The 14,368-nt window shown below is 61.1% G+C and carries 14 protein-coding genes; 9 read left to right on the top strand and 5 right to left on the bottom strand.

The annotated features are described in order from the left end of the window. The first annotated feature begins 73 nt into the window (after window positions 1-73). From RTCIAT899_RS04420 to RTCIAT899_RS04410, 3 genes are read left to right on the top strand one after another with little or no spacing between them, the layout of a single operon-like run. The gene (locus tag RTCIAT899_RS04420; RefSeq protein WP_015339030.1) at window positions 74-751 is read left to right on the top strand and encodes an energy-coupling factor ABC transporter ATP-binding protein; all 678 of its coding nucleotides are present in this window, start codon (window positions 74-76) and stop codon (window positions 749-751) included. Beyond that, window positions 751-1,353, top strand: a complete 603-nt coding sequence (locus RTCIAT899_RS04415) for an energy-coupling factor transporter transmembrane component T family protein (RefSeq protein ID WP_015339029.1) — start codon at window positions 751-753, stop codon at window positions 1,351-1,353. The genes RTCIAT899_RS04420 and RTCIAT899_RS04415 overlap by 1 nt, the downstream gene beginning before the upstream one ends. 28 nt (window positions 1,354-1,381) lie before the next feature. Then, a complete protein-coding gene (locus RTCIAT899_RS04410; protein WP_015339028.1) occupies window positions 1,382-1,939 on the top strand; it encodes a biotin transporter BioY in 558 nt (185 codons plus the stop codon). An 8-nt stretch (window positions 1,940-1,947) separates the two neighbouring features. On the opposite strand, the gene RTCIAT899_RS04405 is transcribed toward RTCIAT899_RS04410, so the two are convergent. After that, a complete protein-coding gene (locus tag RTCIAT899_RS04405; RefSeq protein WP_041677253.1) occupies window positions 1,948-2,349 on the bottom strand; it encodes an acyl-CoA thioesterase in 402 nt (133 codons plus the stop codon). A gap of 168 nt (window positions 2,350-2,517) precedes the next feature. On the opposite strand from RTCIAT899_RS04405, the gene RTCIAT899_RS04400 reads away from it, so the two are divergent. The 4 genes from RTCIAT899_RS04400 (at window position 2,518) to dxs (ending at window position 6,763) form a co-directional block, all read left to right on the top strand. Beyond that, window positions 2,518-3,459, top strand: coding sequence for a histone deacetylase family protein (locus tag RTCIAT899_RS04400; protein WP_015339026.1), 942 nt, complete (start codon window positions 2,518-2,520; stop codon window positions 3,457-3,459). Between the two features lie 2 nt (window positions 3,460-3,461). Beyond that, window positions 3,462-3,713, top strand: coding sequence for an exodeoxyribonuclease VII small subunit (locus RTCIAT899_RS04395; protein ID WP_015339025.1), 252 nt, complete (start codon window positions 3,462-3,464; stop codon window positions 3,711-3,713). Window positions 3,714-3,797: 84 nt separating this feature from the next. Continuing rightward, complete coding sequence (locus RTCIAT899_RS04390; protein ID WP_015339024.1) at window positions 3,798-4,721, top strand: pirin family protein; 924 nt, start codon at window positions 3,798-3,800, stop codon at window positions 4,719-4,721. Window positions 4,722-4,846: 125 nt separating this feature from the next. Further along, window positions 4,847-6,763 carry a 1-deoxy-D-xylulose-5-phosphate synthase gene (dxs, locus tag RTCIAT899_RS04385; protein ID WP_015339023.1) on the top strand — a complete coding sequence of 639 codons (1,917 nt, stop codon included), beginning with the start codon at window positions 4,847-4,849 and terminating at the stop codon, window positions 6,761-6,763. Window positions 6,764-6,920: 157 nt separating this feature from the next. Here the strand turns inward: dxs and RTCIAT899_RS04380 are convergent, their stop codons facing one another. From RTCIAT899_RS04380 to RTCIAT899_RS04365, 3 genes are all read right to left on the bottom strand, one after another. After that, a complete protein-coding gene (locus RTCIAT899_RS04380; protein WP_015339022.1) occupies window positions 6,921-7,958 on the bottom strand; it encodes a sensor domain-containing diguanylate cyclase in 1,038 nt (345 codons plus the stop codon). A 331-nt stretch (window positions 7,959-8,289) separates the two neighbouring features. Next, window positions 8,290-10,233, bottom strand: a complete 1,944-nt coding sequence (locus RTCIAT899_RS04370) for a methyl-accepting chemotaxis protein (protein ID WP_015339020.1) — start codon at window positions 10,231-10,233, stop codon at window positions 8,290-8,292. Between the two features lie 225 nt (window positions 10,234-10,458). Beyond that, complete coding sequence (locus RTCIAT899_RS04365) at window positions 10,459-11,466, bottom strand: DUF4424 domain-containing protein (RefSeq protein ID WP_015339019.1); 1,008 nt, start codon at window positions 11,464-11,466, stop codon at window positions 10,459-10,461. A 111-nt stretch (window positions 11,467-11,577) separates the two neighbouring features. On the opposite strand from RTCIAT899_RS04365, the gene RTCIAT899_RS04360 reads away from it, so the two are divergent. Further along, the gene (locus RTCIAT899_RS04360) at window positions 11,578-12,318 is read left to right on the top strand and encodes a TlyA family RNA methyltransferase (protein ID WP_015339018.1); all 741 of its coding nucleotides are present in this window, start codon (window positions 11,578-11,580) and stop codon (window positions 12,316-12,318) included. Next, window positions 12,315-13,565, top strand: coding sequence for a class I SAM-dependent RNA methyltransferase (locus RTCIAT899_RS04355; RefSeq protein ID WP_015339017.1), 1,251 nt, complete (start codon window positions 12,315-12,317; stop codon window positions 13,563-13,565). Before RTCIAT899_RS04360 ends, RTCIAT899_RS04355 begins: the two co-directional genes overlap by 4 nt. Before the next feature lie 4 nt (window positions 13,566-13,569). Here RTCIAT899_RS04355 and RTCIAT899_RS04350 read toward each other — a convergent pair whose 3' ends face one another. Further along, window positions 13,570-14,322 carry a crotonase/enoyl-CoA hydratase family protein gene (locus tag RTCIAT899_RS04350; protein ID WP_015339016.1) on the bottom strand — a complete coding sequence of 251 codons (753 nt, stop codon included), beginning with the start codon at window positions 14,320-14,322 and terminating at the stop codon, window positions 13,570-13,572. Window positions 14,323-14,368: the final 46 nt, after the last annotated feature.

Below are 14,368 nucleotides of genomic sequence, written 5' to 3'. Positions count from 1 at the left end.
AAGAGGCCCTGATTTGATAAATCCGAGCGATGCGCTATAGCTCCGCGATCACATTATCGAATAGGGAAGCTGCTTGGATATCCGCTTCGACAATGCCGGCGTCGAGTACGGCAAGCGTACTGCGCTGTTTCCGCTGAGCCTGACGCTTCAGGAGCGCCGCATCGGCGTGATCGGCCTCAATGGCTCCGGCAAGACAACCTTTGCGCGGTTGATTAATGGACTCGTCAAGCCGACGAGCGGGCGGGTCGTGGTCGACGGGCTCGATACGGTCGGTGACGCTGCCAAAGTGCTCGGCAAGGTCGGCTATATCTTCCAGTCGCCGCAGAACCAGATCATCCTGCCCATCGTGCGCGACGACATCGCCTTTGGGCTCAAGGCGCGCGGATACGACAAGGCGCAGATCGAGGCAGCGGTCGACAGCATTCTTGACCGTTTTGGCGTTAGCCATCTCGGCGCGCGGCGGGCACATGAGCTTTCCGGCGGTGAGTTGCAGATGGCCGCACTCTGCTCGGTACTGGTCACCGGCCCGGATATCCTCATTCTGGACGAACCGACAAACCAGCTCGATCTGAAGAATCGGGCACTCGTGCAGAAGACCATGGCAACGCTTCCAGAGAATGTCATCGTCATCAGCCACGACCTGCCGCTGCTTGAGGATTTCGAGCGTGTGCTGCTGTTCGACCAGGGCCGGCTTGTTGCCGATGCGCCCGCAATGGAGGCTATCGCCCGCTACAAGGAGATGGCCGGCTGATGCAGACGCTGCATGTGGATGCGGATACATGGATGCATCGGCTCTCGCCACGTGCGAAGCTGCTTGCGCTTGCCGCACTCGGCCTCCTGCTGTTCCTGGCCCAGTCTATCCAAGTGCTTGCCTGCGCAAACTTTGTCGGTGCCGCCCTTTATCTTCGCAGCGGCCTGCCAGTTGCAGAGGCGCTCAAGCGGCTGCGACCTATCCTCGTCTCGATTGCCGTCCTCGCCATATTCGCGGCAATCGTCGGCCCGCTGCACGCAGCCATCGTTACGGCGCTGCGATTGACCGCGCTGGCGCTGTTTGCCGCCACGGTGACGGCGACGACATCGATGGCCGCGTTCATCGACGAGATCACCGCCCTTGCCATGCCGCTCGAAACGCTTGGCCTGCTCAAAGCCGCCGATATCGGGCTTGCGATCGGCCTCGTGATCCGCTTCGTCCCCGAGATTCTCGATCGCTACCGCGCAATCCGCGAAGCGCATCAGGCGCGGGGGATCAAGGTTCGCCTCGCAACCACGCTCGCGCCGCTGATCATTCTGACGCTGCGCGATGCGGACAATATTGCTGCTGCGATTGACGCGCGCGGCATTCGGCGTCAATGAACATGGGACTTTGTTGGAAGGAACCGCCATGAACACCCGCGATCTCGTGCTTTCGGCGCTGTTTGCCGCCATCATCGTGGCTCTGGGCCTGTTGCCGCCGATCCCGATCGGCATCATTCCGGTTCCGATCACGGCGCAATCGCTCGGCGTCATGCTTGCCGGCGTCGTGCTCGGCGCCAAGCGTGGCACAATCGCGGTGTTGCTGGTGGTGGTGTTGGTCACGATCGGACTGCCGGTGCTGTCAGGCGGTCGCGGCGGCCTTGCTGTCTTTGCAGGTCCGACGGCCGGCTTCTTCGTCGGCTGGATCTTCGCAGCCTTCGTCACCGGCTATCTCTCCGAGAGATTGGTGAAGCCGGAGCAGAACGGCCTATCGCAGGGAATTGGCTTCTTTATCGCCGCTGTTATCGGCGGCGTGGCGGTGCTTTACGCGTTCGGCATTGCCTGGCTCGCCGTCAACATCGGTTTCAGCAAGGCGTTTCTGGGATCGTTGGGCTTCGTGCCGGGAGATATCATCAAGGCTGTGGTCGCGGCCCTGGTCGGCCGTGCCGTCATGGCCGGCTATCCAATTCTGCCGCAGCGGAACTAGAGTTCGGCTCAGGCCAGATATTTATAGAGCCAGTCGCGCGTGTCTTCCGGCAGCGGCACGGGGTCGTGCTCGTCGCCGCGTACGGCAAGCCAGAGGATTTCCACCTCTGCCGCCAGTTCGTTGCCTGTTTCGACCGCCACGACGAAACCGATCGACTTGCCGCCGATCTTGTTGACGCTGATCGAGTAGCGGGCGAGTTCATCATAGTGCAAGGCACGGTGCAGCGAACAGGATACCTTCTTGGCGATGTAGACGGGCTCATCGTCGACAAGCGGCCGCGTGCGCCAGAAGTTCGAGAGTGCGGTCTCTGCCTGTGAGATATAGGATGCGATAAACATCTGGCCGTGCCGGTCGACATCGCGCGGCGGCACCCTTACCTCGATGACATCGGATCGTTCTACTCTTGCCATGACGCAATAACCCTGGCCGACGCCATACTGACCTTAATGAAAGCTTAACACCACGCTTCGATAAGTAAACGGGCGCCATTCCAAAGTGGTTAAGATGGATTGTTGACATTGTAGTGACATGGTCCATGTCCTGTAATAGGCGTCACACCTCATTTATAGATTGGTCCCATGAGCACACGTCTTTACGAACATCCGATCTTCCTTGAACACATCGTTCCGGCAGGTCACCCCGAACGGCCGGATCGGCTGCGATCGCTGAACATCGCGCTGGAGCATCCGAATTTCGAGCGGCTGGACCGGCGAAAGGCGCCTGCCGCGCATGAAGATGCGGTCCTGCTTGCCCACCCCGAGGAGCATCTGGAATTCGTGCTGCGCTCGATGCCGGACAAAGGCGACGACAGCGAGATCAACCAGCTGGAAGCCGATACCTATGCCAGCCCGAAGACGTTGCAGGCGATCATGCATGGCGTCGGTGGCGCCATGGCGGCGGTCGACGATGTCTTCTCCGGTGCGGCCGACAATGTCTTCGTCGCGGCCCGTCCGCCGGGGCACCATGCCGAGAAGACCAAAGCCATGGGCTTCTGCTTCTTCAACAATGCCGCCATCGCCGCCCGCCACGCGCAAAAGGCGCATGGCGCAGAGCGTGTCGCCATCGTCGACTGGGACGTGCATCACGGCAACGGCACGCAGGACATTTTCTGGGACGATCCCTCGGTGCTCTTCTGTTCCACCCACCAGATGCCGCTCTATCCCGGCACGGGCAAGAAGGATGAAAGTGGCACGCACAATACCATCGTCAATGCACCGCTTTCGCCGAATACCGGCGGCGATCATTTCCGCGAAGCCTTCAAGTCGCGCATCCTACCGGCGCTCGCCGACTTCAGCCCCGATCTCATCATCATCTCGGCCGGCTTCGACGCCCATCACCGCGATCCTCTGGCGCAGCTGAACCTGACCGGCGAGGATTTCGACTGGGCCACAGGGCGGCTGCTCGAGATTGCCGACCGCAGCGCCAAGAACCGGGTCGTCAGCCTGCTCGAAGGCGGCTATGATCTGGAAGGCCTTGCCGAGTCGGCGGGGATGCATATTCTACGCATGATGAGAGGTTGACGATGAGCGAGAACGCCAAGGCAGATGTTTCGGGCTATTCCTTCGAGAAGGCCGTGGCGGAGCTTGAAAGCATCGTTGCACGGCTTGAGCGCGGCGACGTGGCGCTCGATGAATCCATTTCGATCTATGAACGCGGCGAAGCGCTGAAGAAGCATTGCGAGGCGCTGCTTTCGGCTGCGGAAAATCGCATCGAGAAGATCAGGCTCGACCGAGCCGGCAAGCCGCAGGGCACTGAAGCTCTTGATGGCGCCTGAGACAAAGCCAGAAAATTTGAGTTTGGGTGACATTGCCGGTAGGTTGGCCCGGTAGGTTGCGTTCCGACCGAAAGGAGAGCCGATATGTCCTTTTTCCCAGGCAACGATCCCCAGGCCGGCGACGCCTTCGCCTGTGACGCGATCGAGAACCTCATCATTCCGCGCACCAGCGACCTCGGTGGTTTCTCCGTGCGGCGTGCGCTTCCGAGCAGCCGGCGCCGGCTGGTGGGGCCGTTTATCTTTTTCGACCGGATGGGGCCTGCCATCTTGCGGCCGGGTCAGGCGCTCGACGTGCGCCCGCATCCGCATATCGGCCTTTCCACCGTCACGTATCTGTTCGACGGCGAAATACGTCATATGGATAGCCTCGGCACCGCCAAGGTGATCCGCCCTGGCGATATCAACCTGATGACGGCCGGGCGCGGCATCGTGCATTCCGAGCGCACGCCGGAGAACCTGCGCGACCACCCATTCGCCATGTCCGGCCTGCAGACGTGGCTGGCGCTGCCCGACGACAAGGAAGAGATCGACCCGTCCTTTGCCCACACGGAAAAGGACGAGCTGCCCGTAATCGCCGATGGTGGCGTGTCCGGGCGCGTGGTGATCGGCAATTTCGAAGGGCTCAAGTCGCCGGTGAAATCCTTCTCGGACACACTCTACGTCGATCTTCAGCTGCAGCCGAACACGGCGTTTCCTTTTGGGGCGGCACATGAGGAGCGCGCGGTCTATATTCTCTCCGGTTCGCTTGTCGTCGCCGGCGACCGTTTCGAACAGGATCAGCTTCTCGTCTTCCGCCCCGGTGATGCGATAACACTGGAAGCCGCTGAAAAAGGCTGTCATCTCATGCTTTTTGGCGGTGCAGCGCTCAATTCGAAGCGCTATATCTGGTGGAATTTCGTCTCGTCCTCCAAGGAGCGTATCGAAAAGGCCAAGGAAGAATGGCGCACGGGCCGCTTCGATATCGTGCCGGGCGACGAGGAAGAGTTCATTCCCCTGCCGGAGGGCTAACGGGTTCATAACACTCCCACATGTTTCTTGTTCGGGAGTACCTTGAATTCGGCGCCTTTTGCCGCAATCTGTTTTGACGTAACGGCGGACAACCGCCCAAGAATAGCAAGAAAGAGGCTTCAGCCTTGACACAAATGCCAGAGACGCCCCTGCTGGACCGGGTCCAATATCCTTCCGACCTGCGAAAGCTGGAGGACCGGGAATTGCCGCAGCTCGCCCGCGAAGTCCGCGACGAGATGATCGATGCGGTGTCGCGCACCGGCGGACATCTCGGTGCCGGCCTCGGCGTGGTCGAGCTGACCATTGCAATCCACAGCGTCTTCAACACGCCGAACGACCGCCTCATCTTCGATGTCGGGCATCAGTGTTATCCGCACAAGATCCTGACCGGGCGCCGCGACCGCATTCGCACGCTGCGCCAGGAAAACGGTCTTTCCGGCTTCACGCGCAGGGCCGAGAGCGAATACGATCCCTTCGGCGCCGCGCATTCCTCGACATCCATTTCGGCCGGTCTCGGCATGGCGGTTGCCGCCGAGCTCGATAATGCCGACCGCCGCGTCATCGCCGTCATCGGCGACGGCGCCATGTCGGCCGGCATGGCCTATGAAGCTTTGAACAATGCCGGCGCGCTCGATGCGCGGCTGATCGTCATCCTCAACGACAACGATATGTCGATCGCCCCGCCGACGGGAGCGATGAGCGCCTATCTCGCGCGCCTCGCCTCCGGCCGCACCTATATGGGCTTCCGGGACTTTGGAAAGAAGCTGACCGCCTATCTCGGTAAGAAGGTCGACCGCGCCATCACGCGGGCGGTCGAGCACGCACGGGGGTATGTGACCGGCGGCACCATGTTCGAGGAGATGGGCTTCTACCATATCGGCCCGATCGACGGCCATTCCTTCGAGCATCTGCTGCCCGTGCTGCGCAATGTGCGTGACAATGCACAGGGCCCGGTGTTGATCCATGTCGTGACGCAGAAGGGAAAGGGCTATGCGCCCGCTGAGGCGGCCGCAGACAAATATCATGGCGTCAACAAGTTCGACGTCATCACCGGCGCACAGACGAAGGTGAAGCCGAATGCGCCGAGCTACACAAGCGTCTTTGCGGACGCTTTGGTGCAGGAGGCGACCCTCGATGACAAAATCGTCGGCATCACCGCCGCCATGCCGAACGGCACCGGCCTCGACAAGCTGCAGGAAATCTTTCCCAAGCGCTGTTTCGACGTCGGCATCGCCGAACAACACGCCGTGACCTTCGCCGCCGGCCTCGCTGCAGAAGGTTACAAGCCCTTTGCTGCCCTTTACTCCACCTTCCTGCAACGCGCCTATGACCAGGTGGTGCATGATGTGGCGATCCAGGGCCTGCCGGTGCGCTTCCCGATCGACCGCGCCGGCTTCGTCGGCGCCGATGGGCCGACCCATGCCGGCTCCTTCGACACCGCATTCCTCGCCACCCTGCCCGGTTTCGTCGTCATGGCCGCCGCCGACGAGGCGGAACTCAAGCATATGGTGCGCACAGCCGCCGCCTATGATCTCGGCCCCATTTCCTTCCGCTATCCGCGTGGTGAGGGCGTCGGCGTCGATCTGCCGGAGCGCGGCCAAATCCTCGAAATCGGCAAGGGTCGCGTCATCAAGCAGGGCACGAAGGTCGCCCTGCTCTCCTTCGGTACGCGCCTGGCCGATAGCCTTGCCGCCGCCGAAGATCTCGACGCTGCCGGGCTTTCGACGACGGTTGCGGACGCACGCTTCGCCAAGCCGCTCGACCACGATCTCATCCGCCAGCTTGCCGCCCATCACGAGATCCTGATCACCATCGAGGAAGGCTCGGTCGGCGGTTTCGGCAGTCAGGTCATGCAGTTCCTTGCCAATGAAGGTCTGCTCGACAGCGGCCTGAAAATCCGCTCGCTGGTCATGCCCGATATCTGGATGGAACAGGCCAAGCCTGAGGCCATGAACGCCATGGCTGGCCTTGACCGTGCCGGCATCGTGCAAACGGTATTCCGTGCGCTCGGCCGCGGCCGCATCGTTGGAGCAGCGGGATAAGGCGCGAAATCAGGCAGCGCGCCTAGAGCCGTTTCGCTTTTCTTCGAATCGCGAAAATGCTCTATCTCTTTGTTTTTACGCAATTCCAGACGGAAAACCACTACGCACTTTTCCCGGAATTGCTTTAAGTCTGCCTGATCCCAAATATCTTCGCATATCAGGCATCGAGTGCATTGAAGACCGCTACGCGGTCTCGACCTTCTGCCTTCGCCCGATAGAGGGCAGAATCAACATTCTTCAGCAGCGTCATGCGCGTTGCGCCATCATGCGGCGCGAGGGCTGCGCCGATGCTGAGCCTCGCAAGAACGGATACTCCATCGATTGCGAAGGGCGTTCTGAAAGCGGCAAGCAGCCGTTCTGACAGGGATACGAGCGCATGCTTGTCTGGCGAATCCGGGACGAATATCGCAAACTCGTCGCCGCCCATGCGCACGACGATGTCGTCCGCGCGCAGGACCGAACGGATACGCACCGATGCCTCGCACAGAACTTCGTCGCCGACATTATGACCGAAGCGATCGTTGATCGATTTGAAGCCGTCCATGTCGAGAGAGAGGACGCCGAAATTGCCGCCTTTCGTGATGGCAGTGCTCAATGCGCCGTCAACGATAGATTCCAGCGCCGACCGATTGAAGAAACGGGTCAGCGGATCGGTCATGGCCGCTGCGCGCAGATCATTCTCGGCTATTCCCATCAGCAAGTTCGTTTTCTGCAGACGCAGCAGCGCGCTTGCGATCTGGGCAAAGCGCCTCAGACTTTGCTCCTCACTCGAGGAAAACTGCCTCGGCCTCTGATCGAGGATGCAGAAGGCTCCTACCGGCAAACCGTTCTCCAGTCGCACCGGAGCGCCTGCATAAAAGCGGAAATAGGGATCATCGAGAACAAAGGGGGCAGCCTTCAGCTCCGGTTCTTCCATAAGATCCGGAAGGACCAGCAGTTCGTCATCGAAAACCACCCGCGTGCAGATCGACATATCGCGCGAACATTCGGCGATCTTCAGCCCCGCCTGGCCTGCTATGCGTTGCCAGTCCTCGTCGATAATGTTGATTGCCGCATAGGGCGTCTCGAACACGCCTCTTGCCAATTCGGCGAGGGTCGCAAGCTCCGGCGTCGGACTGCTATGAACTCCATTCAGGGAGCGCACGGCCAAAAGTCTCTGTGTCTCATTGGCCGGAACTCGGACGAGCTGCCCCATTCAGATCTCCCTCAGCATCACCATGCGTTCTATAAAAAGGGAGGTTCGCCGCCCACGGCAACCCTGCCGCCGATCAAATATTTAATAAATCTTGACCAAAGGATGGTCCGCCGAGGAGCAGACGATAGCCAGGAGCCTTTTCCTCAAGAAAAGAGCGCTCCAGCGATAGCGCGCTGCCCCAAAGTCGGACAGGTCGCTGAAAATGATACTCTTCTGAAAGCTGTGAAAAAAGAAGCGGCCCGCCGCAAAAGGACGGGCCGCCGACGATAGGTCTATGAAGGTAATTCGCCGTGAAGGCCTCGCGGGGCGCCACGAAGCCGCCGTGGAGCGATCAGAATTCCTCCCAATCATCCCGTGCGGCGGCAGCGTTAGCACTTGTCTTTCCGGCGAAAGCCTGGGCAATGGTGCGGCCGAGGGCGCGAGCCGGAGAGGCTGCGGGTTTAGAACGCGCCGTCGCAGCAATGGGCCTGGCGGGTGCAGCCTTGGCGGTATTGCCGAGACGGAACTGCTGGAGCAGCTCGTTGAGTGCTGCAGCTTCGCGGGCGAGCGCATGGCTGGCCGCCGTCTGCTCCTCAACCATGGCGGCATTCTTCTGCGTGCCTTGATCCATGTTGTTGACGGCGGTGTTGATCTCCTGCAAGCCAGTCGACTGTTCGCGGGTCGCAGTCACGATTGCGCCGACGTGGCGGTTGATCTCCTGCACCTCGGATACGATCAGCTCCAGCGCCTTGCCGGTCTCGCCGACCAGCGACACACCGGTATTGACCTGATCGCTCGAGGTCGTGATCAGCGACTTGATTTCCTTGGCGGCATTGGCCGAGCGCTGCGCAAGCTCGCGCACTTCCTGGGCAACGACCGCAAAGCCCTTGCCTGCATCTCCGGCACGGGCGGCCTCGACGCCGGCATTCAGCGCCAGAAGATTGGTCTGGAACGCGATGTCGTCGATGACGCTGATGATGTTGCTGATCTCGACCGAGGATTTTTCGATCTGCTGCATGGCCGAAACGGCTTTGCGAACCACTTCGCCCGACCGTTCCGCGCCAAGGCGGGCGCGTTCGACGAGATGGCCGACATCCTCGGCGCGCTTGGCGGAGTCGCGAACCGTGATCGTGACCTCTTCCAGGGCTGCGGCAGTCTCTTCGACGGCGGCGGCCTGCTGTTCGGTACGGTGTGCCAGATCGTCGGCAGCCGAACGGATTTCGTCAGCACCCGCATTGATGGCGGAGGCATTTTGGCCAACGGACCGCAAGGCCGCTTCGAGCTTTTCGACCGCATTGTTGAAATCGGCGCGGACGCTGTCGAACTGCGGCGCGAAGCCGTCATTGAGACGAGTTGCGACATTGCCCGCCGATAGGGCCGAGAGGCCGCTGGCGAGCGCTTCCATGGCGAAACGGATTTCGCCCTCTTCACGTGCCTTCTGCTCGTCATTCATCAGGCGCTGACGTTCGGCGTCGCCACGCATACGCTCGGTCTCGCCGGCAAGACGCAGCTTCTCGATGCCGGCCTGCTTGAAGACGAGGACGGCATCCGCCATGCGGCCGATTTCATCGCCGCGGCCAACAGCCGGGACTTCGACGTCATGCTCGCCGTTTGCCAGACGGCCCATGGCCGCCGTCATGCCGACGATTGGACGGACAATGATGCGCGCAAGCAGCCAGGCAAGTACAGCGGCGGCAAGCGAGGCGAAGACGCCGCCGATGATGAGGGTCAAGCGCAGATCGCCGTTGGCATCGTCCTGCATGGCTGCGAGACTGCTTGCCTTAGCGCGGGCAGCCTGCTTGATCTTGGCGGCGGCATCGCGAAAGCCGTCAAGCTGGCCCTTGGTTTCGTTCTGACCGATCTTGACGATCTGGTCGAGCGGCATCTCGGTTTCCTTGCGCGCCTTGGCCTGCGGCTCCGCGAGCTGGTGGAAATAGAGATCGGCCGCCTTCTGCATGTTGTCGATCGCCTGCAGCAGATCCGGCGAATCGGCAGCCGCCTGTTTTGCCGCAGCGATGCTCTTCAGCATCCGCTCGCGATTGTTGAAGATATCGTCATAGGTGCTGTTGCTGCGCAGAAGCAGAAAGCCCCGCAGATTGACGGCCTGTTCCAGCATGGCCTGTAGCGAATCATCGATCAGGCTGACGAGCTGCTGCGACCTTTCCTGCTCGACGGCAGCACCGGCGGAAACCTCTTGCTTGGAATAGACGAATGCGGAAACGCAGGCGAAAATGGCAATCAGGGCCGTAAATGTGATGGCAAGCTTGCCATTCAAAGAGAGCTTTTTCGCGGACATAAGCGGGCGCCTCCGGAGCGCGGGTCCTGGCGAGCATGTTTAAGGACCGCGCGAGGAAGAGGCGCGGCCATGCTCGAAGAATTCAGGGAGGGGGCATGATTGGGACGCTGACGCGCGAAGCCTTCATGGCAGGCGGCGATCTTTGAAACGGATCGCCGCAATCACGGGCATCAATAGAGGCTTCGGCTTTAAATTTATTTAATTTGAGAGACAGTTAGTGCGCCGCTAGTTCACGGCGGCCGCAGCCAGAATCAAGATATCCAGGTCGTGCTCCGGATAAAAATCCTGCGCCGTCATCTGGAATGTCGTCGCGCCGATCTTCTTTACATTCGTACCGCAAAAGCTGATGTAGTTTTCAGGACTGCCCTTATCGACCGTCAACTCGAAATGCTTGATCGGGCCGGACCAGTTGGCTCCGGTCGTCAGCACATAGGAGATCCAGCTCTCCGTATAGCCGCGGCCACCCTTGTCGGCCACCGCGGCAAGTTTCACCGCCGTCCTCAGAAAAGTCTCGTCGAGACAATATTTGCCACGATAGGCCTGGAGCTGCTGCTTCTGGTAATCTTCGTCGCCGGCGAAGGTGATGGCGACCGTGCCGCCGACACTTGGCTTGTAGCGATGCTCGACCGCAATCTTCGCCTTGGCCGGAAATTTCGTACGCCACCAATAGGTGGTATGCAGCGTCCACATCGGCGTCGGATGATGCTTCATGCCCTGGCCGTCATTGTCGTATTCGTCGTCGGCGATCAAACCGCGGGCAGTCCAGTCCTCGAGTAGATCGACGGGCAGCTTGGCGACGGCATCCATCGCCGCCTTGCTAAGCGGCAGCAGCGGCACACCATGAGCCTTCAATTCATCCGTCATGTCGACGCCGGCCACCGATACGCGCTGCTGCAGGGTCGGCGTAATGGCCTTACCATCCTGGGTCACAGTGAAGCCGAGGAAATTGTCGGAATCAACATTTCCCGTATCGACCATGCTGTCTATGTCACCCTTGATATCGGGCATCGGGAAGGCGACGACGCTTTCGACATCCTTGTCGGAGGTGTTTTCGAACACGTAATCGACGCGCACTTCGGTCTGCGAAATGAACAGTTTTTCCTGATCCATGCTGATATCGCCGGTGCGGACATAGGTAAGACCACCCGTCTTCAGCTCGGCCATCGTATCATTTGCCATAGCCGGAACGGCGATCATCGCCATCAGCGCTGCATAGCCACAGATCTTTCGCATGGTGCCCCTCACCGTTGATCTCGGCGATTATCGCGTGTCGCAATCCTGCGTCAACGCCGATATCAGCATAAAAGGCTTGCAACACAGCCGATTGCCCGGCATGGACAGCCCATGTCAGAACCACAACGCCTCGACCAGCTTCTCGTCACCCTTTCACTCTTCGCCAGCCGCTCGCGCGCTCGCGATGCGATCCAGCGCGGCACGGTCACCGTGAACGGCAAGATCGTGACGAAGCCCGGGGCACTCTTCACCGAAGACGCACAGATCAGCATCGACGATCCAGCGCAGGATTATGTTTCCCGCGCGGCGCTGAAGCTGGTGGCGGCGCTTGATCATTTCGACCTCGATCCGCGCGGACAGCATTGTCTCGATGTCGGCGCATCGACCGGCGGTTTCACCGAGGTGCTGCTTGAGCGAGGCGCTGCCCATGTCACGGCGATCGACGTCGGTCACGACCAGATGCATCCGCGCGTAGAAGCCGATCCGCGCGTGACCAATATCGAAGGGCTGAATGCGCGCAATCTGACCGCCGAGGACATAGGCGAGCCCTTCTCCTTCATCGTTTCCGATGTCTCGTTCATTTCGCTCAAGCTGGCTCTCGCGCCGGCGCTTGCGATTGCCGAACCCGGCGCGCGGGCGGCACTGCTGGTGAAACCGCAATTCGAGGCGGGCCGCGATGCGATCGGCAAGGCCGGGCTTTTGAAGGACCCCTCCTCCGCTCCGGCGGTGGCGGCCGAGCTCGAGCGCTGGTTCACGGAAGACATGGGCTGGCAAAGCCTCGGCCTCATCGCCTCGCCGATTACAGGCGGCGACGGCAACCAGGAATTTCTTCTCGCAGGGATCAAGCCATGAGCACTGAAACCGTCACCATCCAGAAGCTCGGCGCCCAGGGCGACGGCATCGCGCAGGGCGCCGATGGCCCGATCTATGTACCCTTCGCGCTGCCGGGCGAAAGCGTCGCCATCGCGCGGGTGAAGAGCCAGGGCACGCTGATGTCGGTCGCGTCCGCCTCGCCGGATCGCCAGGAGCCACATTGTCGGCACTTCGGCCCACATGGCGTCAACGGCACCTGCGGCGGCTGCAGCCTGCAGCATTATGCCGATGCGCCGTACCGCGCCTTCAAGCGCCAGCTGGTCGTCGATGCGTTGCGCTCCAAGGGCCTGACGCCCGAAGTGGACGATATCGTCGCCGCGCATCCGGGCGAGCGGCGCAGGGTCGTCTTCGCCGCGCGCAAGATTGAAAAGGATATGCTGATCGGCTTCAATCAGGCCGAAAGCCATCACATCGTCGCCATCGCGGAATGTCCCATCGCCTCAGCCGGCATCATGGCCCGCTTACCTGCCATCAAGACGATCGCCGCTGCAATGGCTGTCAATGCCGAAGCCTTCCGCATTTCCGTGTTGGAGACGCAGACCGGCCTCGATCTTGCCGTCGACGGCATCAAGTCGCTTTCGGACAAGCAGCGCCGCAGCACCATCGAAACGGTGCTGTCGCTCCGCGGCATCGCCCGCGTCTCGCTGAACGGCGAGATCCTGGTCGAACCGGTAAAGCCGATGATCGATTTCGGCGGCGTACAGGTCGCGCCGCCGCCCGGTGCCTTCACGCAGGCGACCAAGCAGGCCGAGGATGCCATGGCGGAGCTGGTTGCAACCCATGTCGGCAAGGCAAAGCGCATTGCCGATCTTTTCGCCGGCAGCGGCACCTTCTCGCTTCGCCTGGCGCGGATCGGCCGCGTGCATGCGGTGGAAAGCGAAGACAAGCCGCTCGCGGCATTGGATCACGCCGCCCGCAACACGCAGGGACTAAAGCCCGCCAGCGTCGAGCGCCGCGATCTCTTTCGCCGACCGCTGATGACGCAGGAATTGAAGGTCTACGACGCCGTCGTGTTCGACCCGCCGCGCGCCGGCGCGGAATTCCAGAGCAAGGAACTGGCTCGATCGCAGGTCAAGAAGATCGTCGCGGTCTCCTGCAACCCGCTGACCCTCGCCCGTGACCTCGCTATCCTCGTCGAGGGCGGCTACCGCATTACCCGGGTAACGCCGATCGACCAGTTCCTATGGACCTCGCATGTCGAGGTGGTTGCGGCGCTGGAGAAATAAGCCTTCACCGCTTCATGAAGGCCTCGAAAGCCGCGCGGGCTTCGGCGCTTCTCAGTTGGGCGGCGAAATGCTCGGCCTCTTTCTGGATGCGGTCGAGGACGGCATCCGGAGGACCCCGCATGAGATCACGTGCGATCCGAAGGGCCTCAGGCGGCTTGGCGGCGAGTTTTGCTGCCAGAGACAGCGTTTCGGCCTCGACCCCTTCCGGTGACGTCACCTTCCAGATCAGGCCGGCTTCCTTGGCGTCAGCAGCGGAAAGGCTTTCGCCAAGCGCAAGCAGCGCGAAGGCGCGTTGATGGCCCATGGCGCGTGGTGCAAGCAGGCTCGAGGCCGCTTCGGGAACCAGCGCAAGATCGACGAAGGGTGTCTTGAACAGGCTGCGGTCGGAGGCAACAGTCAGATCGCAATGCAGATGGATCGTGGTGCCGATGCCGATCGCCAGGCCATCGACGCCAGAGACGACGGGCTTCCGCGTGCTCGCCAGCGCGACGAGAAAATCAATGACTTCGCGCCCCATATTGCCGCTCATGGCGAAAGCGAGGAAATCGGCGAGATCATTGCCGGCAGAGAAGCAGCCTTCCGTACCCAGGAAGGCATGGACGCGGATATCCGGCGCGGCCTCCGCCGCCTTCAGCGCGTCGGTCATCGTCTGATACATGGCGCGGGTGATGGCGTTCTTCTTTTCCGGCCGGTTGAACCGGATGATCTGGATATGCGGCGCGGACTCGGGGCGTTCGATAAGGATATGGTCGGTCATGGCTTTCCCTTAGGCTAGAGCATGATGCCGAAAAGTGTGAGCGGTT

Source organism: Rhizobium tropici CIAT 899, assembly GCF_000330885.1.
Classification (GTDB): domain Bacteria; phylum Pseudomonadota; class Alphaproteobacteria; order Rhizobiales; family Rhizobiaceae; genus Rhizobium; species Rhizobium tropici.
This window is presented reverse-complemented; position numbering and strand designations above follow the sequence as displayed.

Bases quoted from the DNA above. Each gene is read 5' to 3' on its own strand.
- RTCIAT899_RS04415 (WP_015339029.1), top strand. From the start codon at position 751: ATGCAGACGCTGCATGTGGATGCGGATACATGGATGCATCGGCTCTCG.
- RTCIAT899_RS04410 (WP_015339028.1), top strand. From the start codon at position 1,382: ATGAACACCCGCGATCTCGTGCTTTCGGCGCTGTTTGCCGCCATCATC.
- RTCIAT899_RS04405 (WP_041677253.1), bottom strand. From the start codon at position 2,349: ATGGCAAGAGTAGAACGATCCGATGTCATCGAGGTAAGGGTGCCGCCG.
- RTCIAT899_RS04400 (WP_015339026.1), top strand. From the start codon at position 2,518: ATGAGCACACGTCTTTACGAACATCCGATCTTCCTTGAACACATCGTT.
- RTCIAT899_RS04395 (WP_015339025.1), top strand. From the start codon at position 3,462: ATGAGCGAGAACGCCAAGGCAGATGTTTCGGGCTATTCCTTCGAGAAG.
- RTCIAT899_RS04390 (WP_015339024.1), top strand. From the start codon at position 3,798: ATGTCCTTTTTCCCAGGCAACGATCCCCAGGCCGGCGACGCCTTCGCC.
- RTCIAT899_RS04380 (WP_015339022.1), bottom strand. From the start codon at position 7,958: ATGGGGCAGCTCGTCCGAGTTCCGGCCAATGAGACACAGAGACTTTTG.
- RTCIAT899_RS04370 (WP_015339020.1), bottom strand. From the start codon at position 10,233: ATGTCCGCGAAAAAGCTCTCTTTGAATGGCAAGCTTGCCATCACATTT.
- RTCIAT899_RS04365 (WP_015339019.1), bottom strand. From the start codon at position 11,466: ATGCGAAAGATCTGTGGCTATGCAGCGCTGATGGCGATGATCGCCGTT.
- RTCIAT899_RS04360 (WP_015339018.1), top strand. From the start codon at position 11,578: ATGTCAGAACCACAACGCCTCGACCAGCTTCTCGTCACCCTTTCACTC.
- RTCIAT899_RS04355 (WP_015339017.1), top strand. From the start codon at position 12,315: ATGAGCACTGAAACCGTCACCATCCAGAAGCTCGGCGCCCAGGGCGAC.
- RTCIAT899_RS04350 (WP_015339016.1), bottom strand. From the start codon at position 14,322: ATGACCGACCATATCCTTATCGAACGCCCCGAGTCCGCGCCGCATATC.